The sequence below is a fragment of the Saccharomonospora xinjiangensis XJ-54 genome, from assembly GCF_000258175.1.
Lineage (GTDB): Bacteria > Actinomycetota > Actinomycetes > Mycobacteriales > Pseudonocardiaceae > Saccharomonospora > Saccharomonospora xinjiangensis.
Genome location: NZ_JH636049.1, coordinates 2728238 through 2745373 on the forward strand (window position 1 = coordinate 2728238; position 17136 = coordinate 2745373).

15 protein-coding genes are annotated in these 17136 nt (G+C 68.7%); 8 read left to right on the plus strand and 7 right to left on the minus strand.

What is annotated here, in order from left to right; all coding sequences use genetic code 11:
* Nucleotides 1-9: 9 nt before the first annotated feature.
* From SACXIDRAFT_RS12165 to SACXIDRAFT_RS12185, 5 genes are all read right to left on the minus strand, one after another.
* Entirely contained in the window at nucleotides 10-978 is a 969-nt protein-coding gene (locus SACXIDRAFT_RS12165; protein WP_006238861.1) for a MurR/RpiR family transcriptional regulator, read from the minus strand.
* Nucleotides 979-1117: 139 nt separating this feature from the next.
* Complete coding sequence (locus SACXIDRAFT_RS12170; protein WP_006238862.1) at nucleotides 1118-2875, minus strand: serine hydrolase domain-containing protein; 1758 nt, start codon at nucleotides 2873-2875, stop codon at nucleotides 1118-1120.
* 51 nt (nucleotides 2876-2926) lie between these two features.
* Nucleotides 2927-4216, minus strand: coding sequence for an exo-beta-N-acetylmuramidase NamZ family protein (locus SACXIDRAFT_RS12175; RefSeq protein ID WP_006238863.1), 1290 nt, complete (start codon nucleotides 4214-4216; stop codon nucleotides 2927-2929).
* Nucleotides 4213-6105: a glycoside hydrolase family 3 protein gene (locus SACXIDRAFT_RS12180; RefSeq protein WP_006238864.1), complete on the minus strand. Its 1893-nt coding sequence runs from the start codon at nucleotides 6103-6105 to the stop codon at nucleotides 4213-4215. Before SACXIDRAFT_RS12180 ends, SACXIDRAFT_RS12175 begins: the two co-directional genes overlap by 4 nt.
* Nucleotides 6106-6574: 469 nt before the next feature.
* On the minus strand, nucleotides 6575-7420 hold the full coding sequence (locus SACXIDRAFT_RS12185; RefSeq protein WP_006238865.1) for an HAD family hydrolase: 846 nt from the start codon (nucleotides 7418-7420) through the stop codon (nucleotides 6575-6577).
* Nucleotides 7421-7767: 347 nt separating this feature from the next.
* Between SACXIDRAFT_RS12185 and ssd the strand changes: the two genes are divergently transcribed.
* Nucleotides 7768-8844 (plus strand): septum site-determining protein Ssd, encoded by a 1077-nt coding sequence (ssd, locus tag SACXIDRAFT_RS12190; protein ID WP_083840204.1) that lies wholly within the window; start codon nucleotides 7768-7770, stop codon nucleotides 8842-8844.
* Nucleotides 8845-8857: 13 nt separating this feature from the next.
* On the opposite strand, the gene SACXIDRAFT_RS12195 is transcribed toward ssd, so the two are convergent.
* The gene (locus tag SACXIDRAFT_RS12195; protein WP_006238867.1) at nucleotides 8858-9607 is read right to left on the minus strand and encodes an SDR family NAD(P)-dependent oxidoreductase; all 750 of its coding nucleotides are present in this window, start codon (nucleotides 9605-9607) and stop codon (nucleotides 8858-8860) included.
* A 212-nt stretch (nucleotides 9608-9819) separates the two neighbouring features.
* Here SACXIDRAFT_RS12195 and SACXIDRAFT_RS12200 point away from each other — a divergent pair, with 212 nt between their 5' ends.
* The 7 genes from SACXIDRAFT_RS12200 to SACXIDRAFT_RS12230 all read left to right on the plus strand — a co-directional run bounded on the left by SACXIDRAFT_RS12200 (nucleotide 9820) and on the right by SACXIDRAFT_RS12230 (nucleotide 14642).
* Complete coding sequence (locus SACXIDRAFT_RS12200) at nucleotides 9820-11010, plus strand: TadA family conjugal transfer-associated ATPase (protein ID WP_006238868.1); 1191 nt, start codon at nucleotides 9820-9822, stop codon at nucleotides 11008-11010.
* Nucleotides 11004-11825, plus strand: coding sequence for a type II secretion system F family protein (locus SACXIDRAFT_RS12205; RefSeq protein ID WP_006238869.1), 822 nt, complete (start codon nucleotides 11004-11006; stop codon nucleotides 11823-11825). Before SACXIDRAFT_RS12200 ends, SACXIDRAFT_RS12205 begins: the two co-directional genes overlap by 7 nt.
* The gene (locus SACXIDRAFT_RS12210; protein ID WP_006238870.1) at nucleotides 11822-12460 is read left to right on the plus strand and encodes a type II secretion system F family protein; all 639 of its coding nucleotides are present in this window, start codon (nucleotides 11822-11824) and stop codon (nucleotides 12458-12460) included. The genes SACXIDRAFT_RS12205 and SACXIDRAFT_RS12210 overlap by 4 nt, the downstream gene beginning before the upstream one ends.
* Before the next feature lie 28 nt (nucleotides 12461-12488).
* Nucleotides 12489-12668: a DUF4244 domain-containing protein gene (locus SACXIDRAFT_RS12215; RefSeq protein ID WP_006238871.1), complete on the plus strand. Its 180-nt coding sequence runs from the start codon at nucleotides 12489-12491 to the stop codon at nucleotides 12666-12668.
* On the plus strand, nucleotides 12669-13070 hold the full coding sequence (locus SACXIDRAFT_RS12220; RefSeq protein WP_006238872.1) for a TadE family type IV pilus minor pilin: 402 nt from the start codon (nucleotides 12669-12671) through the stop codon (nucleotides 13068-13070).
* A complete protein-coding gene (locus SACXIDRAFT_RS12225) occupies nucleotides 13057-13464 on the plus strand; it encodes an Rv3654c family TadE-like protein (protein WP_040922147.1) in 408 nt (135 codons plus the stop codon). The genes SACXIDRAFT_RS12220 and SACXIDRAFT_RS12225 overlap by 14 nt, the downstream gene beginning before the upstream one ends.
* 530 nt (nucleotides 13465-13994) lie before the next feature.
* A complete protein-coding gene (locus tag SACXIDRAFT_RS12230) occupies nucleotides 13995-14642 on the plus strand; it encodes a bifunctional DNA primase/polymerase (RefSeq protein ID WP_006238874.1) in 648 nt (215 codons plus the stop codon).
* Here SACXIDRAFT_RS12230 and SACXIDRAFT_RS12235 read toward each other — a convergent pair.
* Nucleotides 14609-17011, minus strand: a complete 2403-nt coding sequence (locus SACXIDRAFT_RS12235) for a DEAD/DEAH box helicase (RefSeq protein WP_006238875.1) — start codon at nucleotides 17009-17011, stop codon at nucleotides 14609-14611. The genes SACXIDRAFT_RS12230 and SACXIDRAFT_RS12235 overlap by 34 nt on opposite strands.
* Nucleotides 17012-17136: the final 125 nt, after the last annotated feature.

A 17136-nucleotide genomic window follows, 5' to 3' on the forward strand; every position in this document is an offset into this window, starting at 1 on the left:
AGGCCGGGTTCACTGCTCCCGCGTGGCGCGCCGCCTCCCGTCGGGGCGGATGCCGAGGCGGTGTCCTTCGACGGCGTCCCGTGTCGCGTCCAGGGCAGCCATCGCCGTGTCGAGGTGTCGCTGGGCCACGCCGATGAACAAGCAGTCGATCACCGTCAGCTGGGCGATCCGGCTCGCGGTGGCGCCCGAGCGGAAGGTCGTCTCGCGTGCGGCGGTGGTCAGCACGTGATCGGCGACCGACGTGATGGGCGAACGCGGGAAGTTGGTGATGGCCACGGTGGTGGCACCGTGTTCCTTCGCGACGCGCAGTGCCTCCACGGTGTCGGTGGTGGCGCCGGAGTGCGAGATGGCGACGGCCACGTCTCCCTCGCCGAGCACTGCCGCGGAGGTCAACATGATGTGCGTGTCGGACCAGGCGAAGCACACCCTGCCGATCCGGTGCATCTTCTGCTGAAGGTCGGCGGCGACGAAGGCGCTCGCGCCGACGCCGTAGACATCGACCCTGCCTGCCGAGGCGACGAGTTCGGTGACACGGGTCAGCTCGGCGATGTCGAGCTGCTCGGCGGTTTCCTCGACGGCTCTCGCGTCGGCGAAACCGACCTTGCTCACCACCGAGGCGAGGTCGTCCTCCGCGGTGATGTCACCTCCGAGCTCACGCGAGGACCTGGCCTCGGTGCGCGCGGTGTCGGCTGCGAGGGCAATGCGCAACTGAGGGTAGCCACCGACACCGATGGCCTTGCAGAACCGGGTGACGGTGGTTTCGCTGGTCTTGGCGGCCAGTGCCACCTCGGTGATGCTTCGCCGTGCGACGGAGGAAGGGTCGTCGAGCACGACTTTCGCGACCCGCTGTTCGGCACGGGCCAGCCCGGGCAGTAGAGAGCGGATGCGCACCAGAGGACTGGTTTCCTGCTCGGTGACCGGCGCGGTGTCTTTCACGTCCGGATCGCTTTCCGTGGGAAACTTACTAACACCAGGCATATATGACAAGGTTACCCGCACCTTCCCGAGAGATCGCAACCCGCGCGAACCACAGAGCGGGCTTCGGTGAGTGGTTGCTCGGAAAGTCGCTGGTCAACACGCCGGTGTTAACCCGAATTGGCTAACGAGTTGGCAACGTTCAGCGGTGTGTCAGCGTGAACCCCCGCGCGTCGAGCTTTTCGGGGTGACGTTCACCGTCCAGAAGTGTGCCTTCCACGCCCCGCACCTGGATAGCGTCCACCAGCACACCACGGGCGGTGTAGCTCCCGTCTGTCGTGAATCGCCAACGAAGCGTGACATTCTCGGCTTCGGAGATCTCCGCCCGCACCCGCCACCACGCGCGGTGTTCGGTGCCGGACAGTCCGTCCACCGCGTCCTTCGGCGCGCCGACGCCGCGCGCCCTCATCCGCACCGCCGACCACGTGCGGCCCCCATCGGTGGACACTTCGAGCACGAGCCGGTCGCTGGTCTCGCTGTTGACGAAGGCCGCGAAGGACACCCTGGCCTCCCGGCCGCGCGCGTCGAGTTCCGGAGTCGTCAGCGTGGTGGTCACACCGTTACCGGGGGAGCTGGACCACGCCCGCGAGCCCTGCGCGGGCCGGACGGCGAGCGCGCGGGCGAGTCCGGTGGCCCACGCCTGCCGGGCAGCGTTGATCGAACCCCATGATCGCGAGGGATGGACCCGGTTGGTGAGCAGCACCGCGATCGACCTCGACTGGCGGTCGATCACCAGAGAGGTGCCGGTGTAGCCCGTGTGCCCCGCCGTGGACGGCGAGGTCAAACCGCCCATGTACCAGATCTGGTCGAGTTCGAAGCCGAGCCCGTGCGAGTCGCCGGGGAACTCGATGTTGTAGTTCGTGAAGAGCTGCAACACCGTGCTCGGGCGGAGGATGCGCTCGCCACCATACGCGCCGCCGTTCAGCAGTGCCTGTGCCAGCACCCCGAGATCGCTCGCGGTGGAGAACAACCCGGCGTGCCCGGCGACACCGCCCAGCGCCCACGCGTTCTCGTCGTGCACCTCGCCACGGATCAGGCCACGCGGAGGAGTCACCTGGAACTCCGTCGCCGCGATGCGGTCGAGCTTCTTCTCCGGCGGGTTGAACTCGGTGTCGGTCATGCCGAGCGGCTCGGTGATGCGCTTGGCGATCACCTCGTCCAGAGGGTCACCGGTCGTGCGCTCGACAAGGAGTCCGAGGGTGATGAGGTTGAGGTCGGAGTAGGTGTACGTGGTGCCGGGCTCGTTCTGGGGGGCGACGTCGAGAACGGCCTTGATCCGCGACTGCCGGTCGGGCCAGTCGCGCCACAGGAACAGCGAGGGCTCCAGACCCGAGGTGTGGGTGAGCAGCTGCTCGACGGTGATCTCTCGCTTGCCGTTCACCCCGAACTCGGGCAGGTATTCGGCCACAGGGCTTTCGAGGTTCACCGTGCCGCGTTCCACGAGCTGCATCACGGCGATCGCGGTGAAGAGCTTGGTCACCGACGCGATATCGAAGATCGTGTCCGGCCGCATGGGAACCTGTTCCTCGGCAGGCAGTTCGGCTCCGGAACCGTCCGCGTAGCGCAGCGCGCTGCCCACCGCGTAGGTGTCAACGACCTTGCCCTCATGGGCGAGCAGGCCGACAGCTCCCGCGAAGAGCGGGTGCCCGTTCACGTAGTCCGGCTCGGTCATCCGAGCCAGCAGGCGCCTCGAGGACCCCAGCGGGCTGGGGTCGAGCCCCACGTCCTCCGGGTCGGCGGGTTCCAGGACTGTCGATGCTGGCGCGAAACCACGCTGCGGCTGGTCGAACCGGCCGGAGCTCGCCGTCACTGCGGCCATCGCGGTCGCTCCCGTCACCACGAGGATCGCGAAGAGAGCCGCGATCCTCGACACCCTCGACACTGTGGTCTTCGCGCGCATCGCGTCGCTTCACCTCACCTTGTCACGGCGCACCGGCGTCGGCGCGGGATTTCACCGGTAGAGCAGGTAGGGCTGCCGTTGCCGGTCGAACGCGGCAAGCTCGTCGTGCCACGACGCCACGATGTCGCCTGTCGTCGCTCCCGCGTCCACCATCGTGCGGAACCGGTCGGAGCCGGTCAGTTTGTCGATGAAGTTGTCCCTGCGCCAGCCGAAGAGCCCGGGGTAGAGCTGTCGCGCGGTCACGATGAGATCGACACCGGTGCGGATGGGATCGAAGCGGTGTGGATCGGTGACGGTCAGCTGGAGCCCGCCGCAGGTCTCACCGGCGAACTTGCCGAACGTCGGAACGTAGTAGCACTCGCGGAACACCACCCCTGGCAGGTCGTGCGACGAGACCTCCTCACGCCAGCGCCAGTCAACTCCCGGCGCGCCGAGAATCTCGAACGGGCGGGTCGTGCCCCTCCCTTCCGAGAACACCGTGCCTTCGAAGAGGCACGTCCCGGGGTAGGCGAGGGCGGTGTCCGGCGTCGGCATGTTCGGTGAGGGTGGTGTCCACAGCAGGCCCGTTTCGGCGAACACCTGCCTTCGATGCCAGCCCCGCATGGTGACGACATCGAGTGAGCCGAGTTCGACGCCGTCGCCGGGGAGCAGTTCGGCGGCGAAGAACCGCGCGAGCTCACCCACCGTCATGCCATGCTGCTGCACGATCGGCTTCAGCCCGACACCCGAGCTGTACGCGGGGTCGAGCATCGGCCCGTACGCCTTGCCTCCCACCGGGTTCGGCCGGTCGAGCACGACGAACTGCGCGCCGATCCGCGCCGAGGCCACCATCGCCCGGTACATCGACCAGATGTAGGTGTAGAAACGCGCTCCCACGTCGGCGATGTCGAACACCACCGTGTCCACCCCCGCCTTGCGGAGCAGTTCCGTGAGTTTGTCCGTGCCGACGCCGTAGATGTCGTACACGGGCACGCTGGTGCGCGGATCGGTGTAGTCGCCTTCGGAGCCGCCTGCCTGCGCGCTGCCACGGAATCCGTGTTCGGGGCCGAAAACGGCCACCGGGACGACCCCGGCCGCGACCAGCGAATCCACGATGTGCGCCTGGCCGGTCAGGACGCCGGTGGGGTTGGACAGCACGCCGACGCGGCGGCCTGCGAGGCGGCGCCAGCCGTCGGCGGCGAGCCGGTCGGCTCCCGGCGTCACCCTCGCCCCGCCACGCGCCTGCCCTGCGAGTGGTGAGGCAGGACCGGTGACGGCTGCGCCCGCAGAGGTCGCGGCGGTTGCCAGGAGCGAGCCGGCGAGCGCGCCGGTGGACAGGAACCTGCGCCTGTTCACGGTCATGGTGTGTCTTCCTGACGTCGGGTCGGGGCCAGGAACGTCAGCCCGTGGCCGAACGGGTACAGAATCTGTGTCGGGTCGGGCCCGTCGGGGACGGCGACCGGGAGCCTGCCCTCGGGGGAGCGTTCCCCGACGATCACCTTCGCCAACGAGTTCATGGTCACGTCGCGCCAGTCGTAGGTCGCGATCCAGGTGGGCACCTCGACGTGGCCAGGGTCGTACGGCTCCTGGACGGCGACCGCGATCACCGGCGTGTCCGTGCTGGTCAGCCGTTCCACAAGCTGACGCTGAGCCTCACTGCCCCGCAAGCCGTTGGTGAGGACAATCACGACGTCGGCGGTACCTGCCGCGCCGACGACGTGGTCGATGGTCGCCTGGTCGGGGGCCGCTCCGGTCGAGATCGCCTCGATCTCGGCCTCGGTGCGCCGGGTCAGTGCCTCGGCGAGTGCCTCGACGGGCTCGGCGGCGTATCCGGGGTAGGTCGGGCGGTTCCAACCGGTGACCAGCACCTTCCCCACTTCGCCTTCCAGGGGCAGCAGGCCTGCGTCGTCGCTGAGCACTGTGGTCGAACGGTCGGTGAGCCGCTGCACGGTCTCCCGGTTCTCCTCGGTGCCGACGACGTCGTCCACCCGGTGCACCGGAACGATCGGGCGCTCCACGATCCCGCGCTCGTGCTTCATCCGCAGTACCCGCAGGACACTGGTGTCGATGCGCTCCTCGGTGAGCCTGCCGCTGCGCACGGCGGCGAGCACACCACCGATGGCGGCGTCGAGGTCGGGCGGCATGAGCATCTGATCGACGCCGGCCTCCAGCGCGCGTACCGGGATCTCGGCGTCGGAGTACTTCTTGCGCACGCCTGCCATGCCGAGGGAGTCGGTGACGACAACGCCGTCGTAGCCGAGTTCCTCCCTCAACAGTCCGGTCATGATCGGCCGCGAGAGCGTCGCCGGGTCACCGGAGGCGTCGAGGCTCGGCACCGAGATGTGTGCCGTCATGATCACGTCGATGTCTGCTTCGACGGCCTTGCGGAACGGGGGCAGGTCGTGGGTGCGCCAGTCCTGTTCGCTGCGGTCGATCACGGGAAGGCCGACGTGGCTGTCGTCCTTCGCGTCACCGTGGCCGGGAAAGTGCTTCGCTGCGGCCGAGACACGCCTTGGCGCGGGGCCCGAGTTCTCGTAGCCATCGACCTGCGCGGCGACGAACTGCCCCGCGAGGTCGGCGTCGGAGGAGAACGACCGGGAGCCGATGACCGGGTTCAGCGGGTTCGAGTTCACGTCGGCAACGGGCGCGAAGTCCTGGGTGATGCCCATGGCCCGCAGCTCCGTCGCGCTGATCGCCGCGGCCGTCCTCGCGCCATCGACATCGCGGGATGCGCCGAGGGCCATCGCACTGGGGTACTCGGTGACGTGCTCGGCGATCCGGGTGACCCTGCCACCTTCCTGGTCCACCGCGACGACGAGTGGTACGCCGGGGCCTGAGTTCAGCGCGGCGCGCTGCAACCCGTTGGAGAGCCGTGCCACCTGCCGTGGCGTCTCGATGTTGTCGGTGCCCCCGTGGTTGAAGTAGATAACGCCTCCGACGTTGTACTCGCGCACCACGTCGGCGGGAGTGTCAACGCCGTACTTGCGCTGGTTGCCGGGGTGAGTCTCGTCGGCCGACGTGCCCCAGACATCGACCACGAACAACTGGCCGACCTTCTGCTCCAGCGTCATGGACCGCAATGTCCGCTCAGGCCAGCTCAGTCTTCCCCCTCGGCCGGAGGCGGATTCGGGGTCGGTGGTCGAGGCGGTCTGCTGAGCTTGCGCCGATGCCGCGCCGGTGGTCACGGCGAGCAAGCCTACGAGTGCGGCGGTGGCGCGGGCCTTCCAAGGCCGGGCGCTGCGAGTGGTCACATGGCCTCCCGGTGTGCGGACGTGCGGATGTGGAAAATCCACCCGTACGAGCAAGCAAGCGGAAAGCTACTCACCAAACCGTGGTCGGTCAACGACCGAACGTAGCAACGGCCTGTAGGCAGAAAGAGTGGCGCCCGCCGGCTACCGGAACCAGCGGGCGCCACGTGGTCACATGTTCGGCCGGGCGACCAAGCGTGCAATCGTGTCGTCACTCGCGGGGACTCGGCGTCCGGCGTCCCGTTTACGCAGTCCCTCGACGACAAGCCTCTCGCGGCGTGCTCCGCGTGGGTACCCGACGTCCATGTACAGACGTTCCGCCGGGGTGGAACAGGCTTCTCCTCCGCCTGTTCCCTGGCCGGGGGAACCTCCGCACTTCCCTTTGTAGTCAGTGACGGGCGTCACTTCAAGGTTTGCGGACGGTGCACCGTTCCAGATTCCGAACGGATGACGTGGCCCGATACGGACCGTGTCAGCCGCGCGGCGAGTCGCGGTGCTTCTTCCTGGAAAGGCCGAACAGGGTGGCACCCGCGGCCACGGCGCCGACACCGAGTCCCACCGCGACGGCCGCCGTCGTCGTCGGGGAGGGAATGCGGGCACGGGGGGAGATCGGGCTCGCGAACGTGTGTACCGGCCAGCCACGTTCTTGCGCCGCGCGCCGCAGGGCCCTGTCCGGATTCACCACGTGCGGGTGGCCGACGACCTCCAGCAGCGGGAGGTCGGTACTCGAATCCGTGTAGGCGTGGCACTCGGCGAGGTCGTACCCGCGCTCCGCGGCGATCTGCCGGGCCGCGACCGCCTTGTACTCGCCGTAGCAGTAGAAATCCACCTTGCCCGAGTAGCGGCCGTCCACGATCTCCATCCGGCTGCCGAGGCTGTGCGTGATGCCGAGCATGTCGGCGATGGGCCGCACGACCTCCTCTCCGGTGGCGGACAGGACGATCACGTCCCTTCCCTCGGCCTTGTGCCGCTCGATGAGTTCCGCGGCCTCGGCGTACACCAGCGGCGCCACCACGTCGTGGAGCGTCTCGCTCACGATGGCCTTGACCTGCTCGACGTCCCAGCCCGTGCACATGCGCGAGATCTCGGCACGGAGTCGTTCGGTCCGGTCCTCGTCCGCTCCGGACAACGCGAACATCAACTGTGCGTAGGCGCTCTTCAACGCCGCACGGCGGTTGATCAGTCCTTGCCGGAGGAACGGCTTGCTGAAGGCGAGCGCGCTGGACGAAGCGATGATCGTCTTGTCGAGGTCGAAGAACGCCGCCGAGGTGGCCTGCGTCGTGGGGAGAGGGGCGGCGCTGTCATCGAGTGGGGGCACGGCACCACGATATTGGGAATCGAGGTGACCCGTCGGCGACAGGCTGACCTCGGCGGGAGTGACTGTGGTGTGTCACTCGTCGTTCGCCCGCGTTCACGTCGTCGTTCACCGGGTTAGAGTGGAGGCGCCCGGCAACGACCGGGCCGTTCGGTTCACTCCCCCCAGGACCGAACGGCGGCGGCCCTCGCTCCTCCCCCTGGCGGGGGCCGCCTTTCACATCGCATACCCAGCGAGTTGTCCACAGCTGGACAGTTGTCCACAGGTTTGCCAGGTGTGGGTTGTCCGTGGTGTCGCCGAGGACGACGGTGGTGGAGAAAACCGTCGATTCCGGGGTACTGGGGGCAGAGATGGCCGAGACGACCGAGACGACCGAGATGGTCGAGGCAGCAGACAACCGCCCACTCGTTGTCGTGGCCGACGACGTCGTGCGCGACCACATCACCCGGCTTGCGGCAGCGGTGGGCTGCGATCCCTGTCATGCCCGTGATGTCGGAGCCATCCGGTCGCGATGGGCTCGTGCACCTCTCGTCCTGCTCGACCGGGTTCCCGACATCGGTGACCTGCCACGGCGGCCGAACGTGCTGCTCGTACGCGCCGAAGCCCCGACACAGTCCGAGTGGAAAGCGGCGGTGTCTCTCGGCGTTGACGGAGCCGCCATCCTGCCGGAGGACGAGGATCTGGTGGTCACGTCGCTCGCCGATGTCGCCGAGCGGCCCAGCGCCCGTGAGGGCAGGGTGCTGGCTGTGGTGAGTGGGCGAGGTGGTGCGGGCGCGTCGGTGCTCGCGGCGAGCGTGAGTTCGGAGGCGGCGCGGTGCGGTGATGCGGCACTGCTCGTTGACTGCGATCCGCTCGGCGGTGGTATCGATCTCGTGCTCGGCACCGAGGCCGATGAGGGGTTGCGCTGGCCGGACCTGCGCTTGTCGGCCGGTCGCATGGCCATGAGCGAGCTCGACGCCGCCCTGCCCTCGCGCAGGCGGGGCCGGGGGCGCCTGTCTGTGCTGTCGTGCGACAGGGCAGGCCGCGGTCCGACGGATGTCGCCGTGGCCGCTGTGCTCGACGCGGGGCGGCGGGCAGGGCGGACGGTGGTGTGCGACCTGCCCCGCTATCCGGGCCCGGTGTGCGACGAGGTCCTGCACCGCGCCGATCTCACGGTGCTCGTCGTGCCCGCCGATGTGCGCGGCTGTGTCGCGGCAGCATGCGTGAGGCGGCGACTGGGCGAACGCACGTCACGCATGGAGGTCGTCGTCAGGGGAAGAGCGACGAGTGGTCTCTCGGAGGCCGACATCGCCGAGGCCGTCGGCGCGCCGGTGCTCGGTTGGCTGCGTCACGACAACGCAGTCGCGCGGACACTCGACCTCGGGTCTTTCCGGCCGACCAGGCATCTCGCGAGGGTGGCGCGGACAATCCTCGCCACCCTCGCGTAGAAGGCCGTCGCACTCAGGCGGAGAAGCCGCCGTCCACGCTGATGGCCGTCCCGGTCACGTAGCGGCCACCGTCGCTTGCGAGGAACGACACCGCCGCGGCGATCTCGTCGGGCGAGGCGTACCGGCCAAGAGCGGTGAACGAATTGATCGTCTCCGCGTTGGGGCCGTCAGCCGGGTTCGTGTCGGTGTCGGTCGGGCCGGGGTGCACCACGTTCACCGTGATGCCGCGCGGCCCGAGTTCCCGCCCCAGTCCCTTGGCCAGCCCGACGAGCGCCGCCTTGCTCGCCGAGTACAGGGAGAAGCCGGGGAAGATCGCGCGCTCGGCGATGTTGCTTCCGATGTTGATGATCCTGCCGCCGTCACGCATGTGCTCAAGCGCGGCCTTCGCCGCGGCGAACGGAGCGCGCACGTTGACGGCCATGGTCCGATCGAAGTCGTCGAGCGTGATGTTCTCCAGCGGCGCGACAAGGAACTCGCCCGCGTTGTTCACGAGGACGTCGAGCCTGCCGAGCACGTTGGCCGTGCGTGCCACGGCAGCCTCGATCGCGCCGGGCTCGCCGCTGTCCGCCCTCACGGCGAGCGCACGTCGTCCTGCCGCCTCGACGGCGCTCACCACCTCGCGAGCCTTGTCCTCACCGCTGACATAGGTGATGGCGACGTCGAAGCCGTCGGATGCGAGGCGGCGCGCGGTTGCCGCACCGATTCCCCTGCTGCCGCCCGTGACGAGCGCAACGCCTGCGGTGTGTGTCGAATGTTCTGTCATGCCAACGAGTTTGCTGCTCTGACGTCCCGGTATCCGGCGGAAAACCGACACCGCGTTCGAATTGCCTCAGCGGTCCCCTGTGGACAAGTTGCCTACAGGGCGCGAGTTGTCCACAGGCGGGGAAGTCGGTCGTTGTCCGAGGTAGATCCGAGAGGCAACGTTGTCGGGGTGTTCGGGTGCTTCGCCTGAGCGCGAACCGAGGAGGGGGAGAAATGAGTACCGATCTCGTCGAACGGGTCAAGGCCAGGCTCGCGGGCACCCAGAGCGTCATGGACCCGAGAACCGTCGCCGACGCGGTGAGGGCAGAGGCAGGCGGTGTCGCAGGTCATCTCGACGTACTGGCCGCACTCAAACTGCTGGACGACGAACTCGTCGGTGTGGGGCCGTTGGAACGGCTGCTCGCGTCGCCCGACGTCACCGACATACTCGTGACGGCACCGGATCAAGTGTGGGTTGACGGCCCCGACGGGCTGCGCCGCACCGACGTGCGGTTCCCCGGCGAGGAGGCCGTGCGCAGGCTCGCGCAAAGGCTCGCGCTCGTGGCGGGTCGCAGGCTCGACGACGCCGCGCCCTTCGTGGACGGTTGGCTGCCGGGAAGCGGCCCCGAGGGACGCATCAGGCTCCACGCGGTGCTGCCTCCCGTCGCTGCTGAGGGCACGTGCCTTTCGCTTCGGGTTCTGCGACCGGCGAAGCACGATCTGCGTTCTCTGCGGAGGCTCGGCACGGTGGACGACGCGGGCCTCGCTTTGCTGGAGGCCATCGTCTCGGCGCGGATGGCGTTCCTCGTGTCCGGTGCGACGGGCTCGGGGAAGAGCACGCTCCTTGCCGCGCTCCTCGGTGCCGTCGATCCCGCCGAACGCGTGGTCTGCGTCGAGGACGTCGGTGAGCTTCAGCCCAGCCATCCGCAGTTCGTCCGCCTCGTGGCAAAACCGCCCAATGTGGAAGGGGTCGGCGAGGTGACGTTGCGGGAACTGGTTCGCCAAGCGCTCCGGATGCGGCCAGACCGCCTTGTCGTCGGTGAGGTGAGGGGCCGCGAGGTGGTCGAACTGCTTAATGCTTTGAACACCGGTCACGACGGCGGTGCGGGCACACTGCATGCCAACGCGCCCGCCGAGGTGCCTGCGCGGCTCGAAGCTCTCGCCGCTCTCGGCGGCCTCTCCCGAGAGGCATTGCACAGCCAACTCGCAGCCGCTGTCCAGGTCGTCCTGCACATGCGCCGCGAGCCGTCCGGACGGCGAGTGCTGGCCGAGATCGGCATGCTCAGTCGCACACGCGGCGTGGTGACGGTGGAGACCGCGTGGCGTCCGGGGGAGCGGCTGAAGCGAGATTCACCCCTCACCGTCGAGCTTCTCCAGCGGCGGAGCACCGCTCGGCCGAGATTGGCCGGAGTGCCGTCGTGTTGATCTCGGGGTTGTCCACCGCGGCGGTGGGCTTGCTGGTCTGGCCGCCGGGCATTGCGGGGCAACGGCTTTCCGTGCTCACACGGAATCTGGGACAGAAGCGGTTGGATGTACGCCGCCGCGACCGTCGTGTTGTCACGGCGGTGGCCGTGTTGTCGGCTGTTGTGTCCAGCCTTCTCGTTGGAATCCCCGTCACCATCGCGTGCGCTCTGCTCGTGGCAGCTCTGGCGCTACATCGGCGTAGCAGAGCACGAGCGCAGGCAGTGGCGGCCGACCTCGACGGCCTCGCCTGTGCTTTGCATGGCGTTGCCGTGGAGTTGAGGGCGGGTACCGACCCCATCGCCGCGGTGGAAACGGTCGCGCGAGAGTCCCGGCCCGACCTGGCGGCACGACTGCGTGGCTTCACCGTGTCGGTACGGCTGTACGGAAAGCCGGATGCCGGGTCGCGCTTGATGCCCGCGCGTGGGGCGTGCTCCCAGATCGATCGGGTGCTGGCGCAGGTGGCAGCGGCATGGTCACTCGCGGCCCTGCACGGCGTGCCGTTGGCCGGCATTCTCGAAGCGGTCCATCGGGATGTCGCGGCGAGCGCGCGATCGGCACGGCAACGTGACGCACGATTGGCCGGGGCGAGGGCGGGAGGCGCGGTGCTGGCCGCGCTCCCCGTGGCCGGTGTCCTGCTCGGGGAGGGCATGGGAGCCGGGCCGGTAAGTGTGCTGACCGGAACCTCGGCAGGCGCAGTGCTGTTCGTCATCGGTTCCTTCCTGCTGCTGGCCGGGGTCGCCTGGACAGCTCGGTTGACCAGCGGGGCGCTCTCATGAGCACGGTCGGCGCTGTGATCCTGGCCGCTGCCGCGATATTGCTCTGGCCGCCGATGTACAGCGCGCGGGTCCACGCGCTCGATCGCCCGGACTCCCCGGACGGCGCGAGGCCGGACAGTTCTTGTGCCCGGCGCCTCGTGCACCGGCTGGTGATGACCCGCCGTGGCCGCGCGCCCAACCGCGTGGAGATCGGCTCCGCCGGTGATTCAGCACTCGCGCTCGACCTGCTGGGTGCCTGTCTGGCGGCAGGCATGCCGGTGCCGACGGCGGTATCGGCGGTAGCGCGTGTTGCGACGGACCCCGTGGCCGGGCTTCTGCGAGATGCCTCGCATGCGCTGGCTCTCGGTGCGACGCCCGAAGTGGCCTGGCAGCGTGCCCGAGACCATCCCGCCATTGCGGACCTGGCGCGTGCGGCATGCCGGACCGCAGCGTCCGGGAGTGCGCTCGCGAGGCAGACCTCCGCACTCGCCGATCGGCTCAGGCTCACCGAAGCCGATCAGCTCGAAGCTCAAGCGCAGCGGGCGAGCGTGCTGGTTGTCGGGCCGCTCGGCCTGTGCTTCCTGCCCGCGTTTCTGTGCCTGGGGGTGATCCCCGTTGTACTCGGCCTCGCCAGCCGACTGCACGTTCTCCCGTGACGAGAAGATCAGGAAAGGACTCAACCCGATGTTGAAGAAACTCCGCGTGCTCACAGAGTCGGACGGCGGCATGTCCACAGCCGAGTACGCCATGGGAACACTGGCCGCAGTCGCGCTCGCCGCCGTGCTGTACATCGTGCTCAGTGGTGATGTGGCCAAGGACGGTCTGACTTCCATCATCGAGCAGGCATTCTCAGCGGAACCCTAGATGTTCGACGAGCCTGGGACCGATGAACGAAATGCTGAGCGCGGTGCTGTCACAGTGGAAGCAGCGATCGCCGTTTGTTCCCTTGTCGTCGTCTTCGGCCTCGTCCTCGCCGGTGTGGCGGCGGTCGTCGATCAGATGCGTTGCACGGACGCCGCCACCCAGGCAGCCAGAGCGCTCTCCAGAGGGGCAGGGGTGCCGACCGCGGAAGACGTGGTCGAGGCAAGCGCCCCGGCAGGCGCGACGCTGACTGTCCGACGTGACGGAGATGCGGTCGTCGCCAGGGTGAGTGTTCGCCCTGCTGGCGGGCTACTGCCCGGTGTCGTCGTGAGAGCCGAGGCACGCGCCGAGCTGGAGCCAGGTGTGGACGAGGAGGTTGCCGGTGAGGTCGATGGTCCACCCTGACACCGTCACGGGTAACGAAGACGAGTCCGGCGCGGCCACGGTGTGGACCGCGTGCGCCATCGCTGCGCTACTCGTCCTCCTCGGTGCACTGTGGACTTTGGGGACCGTTCTGGTGGCTCGCCAGCGGGCGGCGGGGGCCGCTGATCTGTCAGCTCTCGCGGCAGCTGGGCATGCTTCCGAGGGAGAGGCGCGGGCGTGCGCGCACGCGAGCGTGCTGGCAGAGAGGATGGCGACGCACGTCTCGGATTGCCGACTGCACGGTTGGGACGCGCTGGTGACTGTCCAGTTGGATGTACGGGGGCCGGTCGGTCTGAAAGGCACGCTCACGGCACGGGCCCGAGCAGGACCGGTTGAGCACGTGTCCGTACCGGTGGAGTCGCACAGCGGCCGGTGAGTTCGGCGGTGGCTCGTGAGTCCGGTGGCCGGTGAGTCTGGCGGTGACCGAACCGGTGGAATCCCGTGGTGGTCGGTAAGTTCGGCAGGCGCGCGTGATTTCGGCAGTGTGCGCACCGGTGGAGTTCCGTACCGGCCGCTCAGTCGCATGGTGGTCGCCGGTGAGTTCGGCAGCCGGTTGTTCGTCGGCGTGTGGCTGACAGGTCGGCCGGTGCGGGTGGCCCGCGAGCAGCGGTCGATTCGGGGCGACGAACGGTCCGATGCCGGGTGGTCCACGGGCGCCGGGCACAAATCATCGAAACCACAACGGCTTCGCGAAGAATTGAGCGTCCCGTGGGAGGGGTGCAGCGGGCGACGACCGGCATCCCGCGTGAGGTGGCGACTTCGCCTCCCATGTTGGCGCTTTGCTCACTCGTCGTTCACCCGGCGCCGGTTGCCGAGTGAGCGGTTCCCGTGCTCTGCATGGTGCCGTTGAGTGAGATGCGACACCACGACCGACGGCGGTCAAGCCCGAGGAGGCATGAGTACGACATGTTGGACACCGTATGGCCGGATAGCTGGCGCGCTGCCTTCCGCATCGAACTCCGAGCGGAGGCCATCGGCCTCGCCTGGCGAGGTTGGCCGGTGATTCCGGGCACCTATCCGGACGCCGAACCCGGTGCTGCGGCACAGAGCGCGACGTCGATGTGGACAAGGCCGACACCCGCTCACGACGACTGGGAGAGCCGCATCGGCGCTCACCCGCAGCAGGTCGCGGCCTGGTGGACAGGCCGACCGTACAGCCTGCTCGTCGCCACGGGCACTCTCGTGGACGCCATCGAGGTGGACGATCAACTCGGGCGTCGTGCGGCCGTGCTGCTGAGGGCGACTGGGCAGCCCGCTCCCATCGTGGCGCTGCCGAACGGGCGGTGGCTCTTCCTGACCGTGTCGGCCAACGGGGTTCCTCGCACGCTGTCCGACGCGGAGGGCATCGAATGGCACGGTGAGGGCAGCTGGGTTCCGCTGCCGCCGACGCCCTTCCGTCACGGTGTCGTGCACTGGCGGGTCAAGCCCGAGGTGTGGGGCTGGAAGCTCCCCTCGGCGGAGGTGGTACACGACGTGCTTGTGCGCGCACTGGAAGGGGAACCGCATCCGCACGCTCTTCGTCAGGTTCTGCCTGTCGAACCGTCCGCAGCCTGATCGTGGGTGTGGTCGTGCGCGGGTCCTGTCGCTGCCCCGACAGCGGCCAGGACAAGGTCCAGCACGGCCACCGCCCCCGCCTTGTCCAGCGGTTCGTTGCCGTTCCCGCACTTGGGCGACTGAACGCAGGACGGGCAGCCCGCCGGGCACTCGCAGGAGATCACGGCCTCTCGCGTCGCGGTGAGCCAGGGGACGAAAGCGGCAAACCCGCGGTCGGCGAAACCCGCGCCACCAGGGTGGCCGTCGTGCACGAACACCGTTGCCTCCCCGGTGTCGGCGTGCACTGCGGTGGAAACACCACCGATGTCCCACCGGTCACACGTCGCGAAAAGCGGTAGCAGGCCGATCGCCGCATGCTCGGCGGCATGCAGGGCGCCGGGGACGCGCGCCGGCTCCACGCCGGTGCCCCCCGGCTCCCTGCCCTGACCGCACAACAGCTGATCGTCGATCGTGTACCAGACGGCGCGGGTGTGCAGTACCTGTTCGGGCAGGTCGAGAGGAACGTGGTCCAGCACCTCACCCGTGTGCAGCCTCCGCAGGTAGCCGACGACCCGGGAGGTTACCGCGACGTGCCCGAGATTCACCGTCACGCCGTCGTAGACGAGCTTCTCGCTCACGTCGAGAACCTCGATGTCCACCACGTCCCTCGCCGAGGTGCTCCACTCCGGGTCCTCGGCGTGGACGAAGGCGATGCCCTGCTCCAAGTCAAGCTCATCGACCACATAGGACTCGCCGCGATGCAGATACACCGCGCCGGGGTGCACCGTGCCACACGCTGACGCGCCGTCAACGGTGCCGAGCAACCTGGACGTGTCGCTCTCCACGACAGCGATCTGCTCGGCGCCGGAGCCGCGAATGTCCACATCACCGTGTGGACGGTCTCTCGCCGTCCAATACCAGCCACTCGGTCGGCGGCGCAGCAATGAATCGGCGACCAGAGAGTCCAGCACAGCCTTTGCCGCGTCACCGCCGAAATCGTCGAGTTCGGGCGTCGTCAACGCCGACTCCGCCGCCGCGCAGGCGAGGTGCGGAGCGAGCACGTACGGATTGGCCGGATCGAGAACAGCGGCTTCGACGGGGCGATCGAGCAGCGCCTTCGGATGGTGAGCCAGATAGGTGTCGAGAGGATCGTCGCGGGCCACGAACACCACGAGCGCGTCTTCCCCCGCTCGGCCTGCCCTTCCCGACTGCTGCCAGAACGACGCGAGGGTGCCCGGGTAACCGGCGAGCACAACGGCATCCAGCCCGGAGATGTCCACGCCGAGTTCCAGCGCGTTCGTGGTGGCGACCCCGAGGAGTTCGCCGCCGAGCAACGCGGCTTCCACCTCGCGTCGCTCCTCGGGGAGGTAACCGGCGCGGTAGGCCGCCACCTTGTCCGCGAGTTCGGGAGCCACCTCGGCCAGGATGCGTTTCGCCGCGAGAGCGGTCAGTTCCGCGCCCCGCCGGGATCGTACGAAGGCCAGCGTTCGAGCGCCCTCGATGACGAGTTCGGCGAGGATGCGCGCAGCCTCAGCGCCTGCTGAGCGACGCACCGGCGCGTCGTTCTCGCCCGTCAACTCGTCCAGCAGCGGCGGTTCCCACAAAGCGACCGTGCGGGCGCCGTGCGGTGAGCCGTCGTCGGTCACGGCGACGCAGTCGTCCCCGATCAGGCGGGTGGCGAACTCGGCAGGGTCCGCCGTGGTCGCCGACGCGAGCACGAAAACAGGGTCGGCTCCGTAGCGCCTTGCGATGCGCCGCAGCCTCCGCAGCAGGAGCGCGACGTGTGAGCCGAACACACCTCGGTAGCCGTGGCACTCGTCCACGACGACATAGGACAGTCCTCGGAAGAAGCGCGCCCAGCGTGGATGAGCGGGGAGCAGGCCCCTGTGCAGCATGTCCGGATTCGAGAAAACCCAGCGGGCGTGGTCTCTCACCCATCCGCGTTCACTCTGTGGAGTGTCGCCGTCGTACCGGGCGGGCCGGACGCCCGCAACATTCATGTCGCACACAGACCGTAGCTGGTCGCCGGAGAGTGCCTTGGTGGGTGACAGGTAGAGGGCCGTTGCTTTACTGTCCGTCGCCAGGGTGGACAGCACGGGCAGTTGGTAGGCCAGCGACTTACCGGATGACGTCCCCGTCGCGACGACGACATTGCGCCGTGTCCACGCCGCCGACGCCGCCTCCACCTGGTGGCTCCACGGTTTCTCCACCCCGGACGACACGAACGCGTCGAGTACGGCGGAGGGCACCCATTCGGGCCAATCGCCGAATCTGGCTTCTCTCGCGGCGAGGTCGGCGATGTGGGTCACCGGGTAGCGGTCATCTGGTACACCGGCCGTAGCGCGAGCCAGTAGGTGGCTTGCCCTCGCGGCCGTCCCGCTCCGGGTCACTGCCGCCTCCTCTCGGGCTCGCCGCACGTCGTCGCGACACACTCCAGGGTGGACGAGGCGGCGCGTGCTCTCGGTGAGTTCCACGCTGCCACGCCGGAGAAATGTCGATTTGTCACCCGGTATGT

Bases quoted from the DNA above. Each gene is read 5' to 3' on its own strand.
- SACXIDRAFT_RS12165 (WP_006238861.1), bottom strand. From the start codon at position 978: ATGCCTGGTGTTAGTAAGTTTCCCACGGAAAGCGATCCGGACGTGAAA.
- SACXIDRAFT_RS12170 (WP_006238862.1), bottom strand. From the start codon at position 2,875: ATGCGCGCGAAGACCACAGTGTCGAGGGTGTCGAGGATCGCGGCTCTC.
- SACXIDRAFT_RS12175 (WP_006238863.1), bottom strand. From the start codon at position 4,216: ATGACCGTGAACAGGCGCAGGTTCCTGTCCACCGGCGCGCTCGCCGGC.
- ssd (WP_083840204.1), top strand. From the start codon at position 7,768: ATGGCCGAGACGACCGAGACGACCGAGATGGTCGAGGCAGCAGACAAC.
- SACXIDRAFT_RS12195 (WP_006238867.1), bottom strand. From the start codon at position 9,607: ATGACAGAACATTCGACACACACCGCAGGCGTTGCGCTCGTCACGGGC.
- SACXIDRAFT_RS12200 (WP_006238868.1), top strand. From the start codon at position 9,820: ATGAGTACCGATCTCGTCGAACGGGTCAAGGCCAGGCTCGCGGGCACC.
- SACXIDRAFT_RS12210 (WP_006238870.1), top strand. From the start codon at position 11,822: ATGAGCACGGTCGGCGCTGTGATCCTGGCCGCTGCCGCGATATTGCTC.
- SACXIDRAFT_RS12215 (WP_006238871.1), top strand. From the start codon at position 12,489: ATGTTGAAGAAACTCCGCGTGCTCACAGAGTCGGACGGCGGCATGTCC.
- SACXIDRAFT_RS12220 (WP_006238872.1), top strand. From the start codon at position 12,669: ATGTTCGACGAGCCTGGGACCGATGAACGAAATGCTGAGCGCGGTGCT.
- SACXIDRAFT_RS12225 (WP_040922147.1), top strand. From the start codon at position 13,057: ATGGTCCACCCTGACACCGTCACGGGTAACGAAGACGAGTCCGGCGCG.
- SACXIDRAFT_RS12230 (WP_006238874.1), top strand. From the start codon at position 13,995: ATGTTGGACACCGTATGGCCGGATAGCTGGCGCGCTGCCTTCCGCATC.